Consider the following 3,667-nt stretch of genomic DNA (forward strand, 5'->3'; position numbering starts at 1 on the left):
GGCGCCGGTCGCGCTGGGCGGCCCTGGCCGTCGGCCAGGCCGCCTTGCTTGCTGCCACGGCCGGGCTGGCCCTGGACCTGCTGGCCCCGGCACCCCCGGCCGGCCCCTCGGCCACCCCCTCGACCGGTGCGGGGCTGGCCCTGCCCGACGTGCTGCCCACCGTGGGTGACGGCCGGCCCCGACCGCAGACCACCGCCGGCGCTCCGGTGACCACCCACGGCGACCCCCGGGGGCTGACGGCCGGCACGGGGGCGATCCCACCCGGGACGGAGGTGGCGGTCCGCTGCCGGGTGCTCGCCGCACCCATGCCCGCGGCCGGCGCCGCCGGGTGGTGGTACCTCGTCGAGTCCGGCACCTGGTCCGGGCAGTGGGCCCTGGCCGGCGGCTTCGTCCCCGGCGCGGACCCCGGGGAGGTCGAGGGCTACCGCACGGACCGGGACGTGCCCGCGTGCACCAGCCCGGCGGGCGGCTGACCGGGGACCGGCTGTTCCCGCACCGGGCGACCCCGATAGGTTGCCCACCACCCACAAGGCTGCGTCGACCTCGGGGGGCTCGAGACGCATGACCGGCACCCCGGACGGCACACCGTCGTCGGACCCGTTCGTCCGCCAGGTCGTCTGGCTCGTCGACCACGCCGGGGGCAAGGACGCCCTGGTGCGTGCCACCGGCAAGCGGGTCAGCCTGCGCACCCTGGACAACTGGGTGCGCGGGGACTACCCACGGTCCGCCGTGACCGGCGCCGTCCGCGAGCTCGACTCCTGGGCGGCCGCACAGGGCATCGGCTACCCCGACGCCGCCGGGGCGCCCCGGCTGGTGGACGCCTGCGGCCCGGCGGCCGACTCCCCGACCGACTCGCCCGCGCCCGCACCGACCGGCCCCGGCCGCGCCGCACTCCTGGCCGCGGCCGCCGCCCTCGTCGTCGTCACCGCCGTCGTCTCGGTGCTGGCGACCCTCGCCGTCACCGGGCGCACGACCCCGGCCGCCGAGGCGGCCACCCCCACCTCGGGGCAGACCGCGCTCCCCCCGCTCCCGACGACCGGCGACGGCACCCTGTACACCGAGCAGACCGGCACCCTGGGGTCGAACACGTTCGCCGACCCGCGCACCCTCGCCGACGTCAACGTGCCCGTCCCGGCCTCGACCGACGTCCAGGTCGTGTGCCGCTACTACTCACCGGTGATCCCGAGCGTCGAGCCCGACGGCTTCTGGTACCTGCTGGCCAGCGCGGAGTGGGCCGGTCGGTGGGCGCCGGCCAACACGTTCTGGAACGGCGACGTACCAGGTCAGCAGCCCTACACCCACAACACCGACTTCGCGGTCCCGGTCTGCACCTGACGCCGCCCGGCCCGGCGGACCGGCCACTAGGCTCACCGCGTGGAGCCGACGACGACGGGGGTCGACGCCGGTGTCGACGGGTTCGTCCTCCGCCGCGCCGCGGCCGGCAACCTGCTCCCCCGGCCCGGCGCGGGGCACTCCCCCCAGCGGCTGCTGTCCACCCTGCTGGGCGAGTACTGGGTCGACTGCGAGGAGTCGCTCCCGCTGGGCGCCCTGGTCGACCTGCTCACCGAGTTCGGCATCTCCGAGACCAGCGCCCGGGCCACGGTCACCCGGCTGGCCAAGCGCGGGATGCTGGAGATGGAGCGGGTGGGCCGGCTGACCCGGTACCGGATCACCGCCGAGGGCCGGCTGGACGTCGGCGAGCAGGGCCGGGCCATCCGCGGGTTCGCCGCCCGCCCCCGCGACTGGGACGGCCGGTGGACCGTCGCGGCCTTCTCCGTGCCCGAGGAGCAGCGCCAGGTGCGCCACCACCTGCGCAACTACCTGCGGTGGCTGGGGTTCGCCAGCCTCTTCGACGGTCTGTGGGTCGCCCCGCGCGGCAGCACGGCCACCCTGGAGCAGATGTTCCGGACGGTGGGGGTCGACCAGTTCGCCGCCTTCCGCACCTCGGACGACCCCAGCGGCCGCGAGCCGCTCACCGCGTGGGACCTCAGCGGGGTGGAGGCGGCCTACCGCACCTTCGTCGCCGAGCACCGCCCCCTGCTCGACACCCTCGACGCCACCACGCCCGCCCGGGCCCTGGTCACCCGCACCCGCGTGTTCGAGGCCTGGCGGACCTTCCCGACCCTGGACCCCGACCTGCCGCAGGCCTGGCTGCCCGACGGCTGGCCCCGCGAGGAGGCCCGGGCACTGTTCGTCGCGCTGTACAACGGGCTGGCCGGCCCGGCGACCGCCCGCTTCCGGCAGCTGGTGGCCGCCCACGACCCCGCGGTGGCGCAGCGGGCCGGCGAGCGACTGCTACCGGCCTGAACCCGGGCGCACCCGGCTGTCCAGGAACCCGGCGATGGCCGCGCTGAGCGCCTCGGGGTCCTGCGCCCGCGGGTCGGCGTTGTTGGCCCGCACCTCCAGCACCGGGATGCCGGCGGCCTCCAGACCCCGGGTGGTGAACGAGCTGGCTGGGACGTCGTCGGCGACCAGGTGCACCACGCCGTCCACCCCGTGCAGGCGGGCCTCCTTGACGTACCAGTCGGTGGACCAGGGCGGGGTGTAGAGCTGGTCGGTGAACCCGGCGAAGCGCGCGGCCAGCCGCCGGACCGGGTCGCCACCGGCCCGCACGTAGCCGTCGGCGGCGATGGCCAGGTACATGGACCAGACGAAGACCGCGCCGTGGCTGTCCTGGAACCGGCGGTAGAGGTCCATGTCGAACCACATGCCGCGGCCGATCCACATCAGCCGCACCCGCTCGTCCGGGCAGACCGCGGCGCCGGAGTCCACCAGCCCCGCGACCTCCTCGTACAGGCCCCGCGCGGCGTCGCGGCCCCACTCGGTGCCCCGGTGCCACTGGGGCACCATGACGGCCGGGATCGAGTCGGCCACGGCCACCGGCGTGGGCCGCGCGGCGGCGACGAGGTCGCGGGTCCGCCGGTTCCAGCCGGCCTGCTCGTCGACCAGGTCCATCACGTGGGCCAGCCGGTCGCGGTCCAGCTCCCGCCCGGTCCGCTCGGCCAGGAAGGTCACCAGCTGCTCGACCTCGGCGACCACGAGGTCCAGCCGGGCGGTGCCGAAGGCCTCCTCCCAGCGCTGCGGCACCAGCTCCCACCAGCGATCGGGCACCCGGGTGGCCGAGGACCGCTCGAAGGCGAAGAACTCCGTGCCGGGGTGCTCGCCCCACAGGTCGAACACCTTGCGCTGGGCGTCACCGCTGGTCTCGGCGACCACGACCGAAGGCCGCGGCAGCCCACCCCACGGCGCGCCCTCGGCGGGCAGCTCCATGGCCCCCAGCGCGATCGCGTCGTACTGCCGGCTGTCGTCGGGGTAGCCGCGGGCGCGCAGCACGTCCAGGCTCTCGTCGGCGCGGCGCTTGGCCGACACGATGCTGGCCCACCACTGGTTGACCACGTAGGGCAGGTCGAGGGCGCGCAGCACCTCCTGGGGTGCGTCGGCGTTGACCAGCACCAGCGGTTCGCCGGCGGCCGCCCGCGCCCGGATGGTCTGGAACCACTCCTTCTGGTGCGCGGTCGCCGCGACCGCCGAGGCCAGCCGGGTCACGCCGCGACCGCCGGGACGTCGGCGAGCGCGGCCAGCACGGCGGCCGGGTCGCTGCGGTGCGGCTGGCCTGCCAGGACGACCAGGGGCCGGCCGTCCGCGGCCAGTGCCCGGCGCTGGGCGG

Annotated in this window: 3 protein-coding genes and 1 pseudogene; 3 read left to right on the forward strand and 1 reads right to left on the reverse strand. The window is 76.5% G+C overall.

Annotated elements, in window-relative coordinates; all coding sequences use genetic code 11:
• The 3 genes and pseudogenes from NH342_RS22325 to NH342_RS22335 all read left to right on the forward strand — a co-directional run.
• Positions 1 to 473, forward strand: a pseudogene (locus NH342_RS22325) (hypothetical protein); the annotation flags it as partial.
• 88 nt (positions 474 to 561) lie between these two features.
• Positions 562 to 1,335, forward strand: a complete 774-nt coding sequence (locus NH342_RS22330) for a hypothetical protein (RefSeq protein WP_253018475.1) — start codon at positions 562 to 564, stop codon at positions 1,333 to 1,335.
• A gap of 39 nt (positions 1,336 to 1,374) precedes the next feature.
• Positions 1,375 to 2,307, forward strand: a complete 933-nt coding sequence (locus NH342_RS22335) for a PaaX family transcriptional regulator C-terminal domain-containing protein (protein ID WP_253018476.1) — start codon at positions 1,375 to 1,377, stop codon at positions 2,305 to 2,307.
• Here NH342_RS22335 and NH342_RS22340 read toward each other — a convergent pair.
• Entirely contained in the window at positions 2,296 to 3,546 is a 1,251-nt protein-coding gene (locus NH342_RS22340; RefSeq protein ID WP_253018477.1) for a 2-hydroxyacyl-CoA dehydratase family protein, read from the reverse strand. The genes NH342_RS22335 and NH342_RS22340 overlap by 12 nt on opposite strands.
• Positions 3,547 to 3,667: the final 121 nt, after the last annotated feature.

The sequence above is a fragment of the Klenkia sp. PcliD-1-E genome (assembly GCF_024124375.1).
Taxonomy (GTDB): domain Bacteria; phylum Actinomycetota; class Actinomycetes; order Mycobacteriales; family Geodermatophilaceae; genus Klenkia.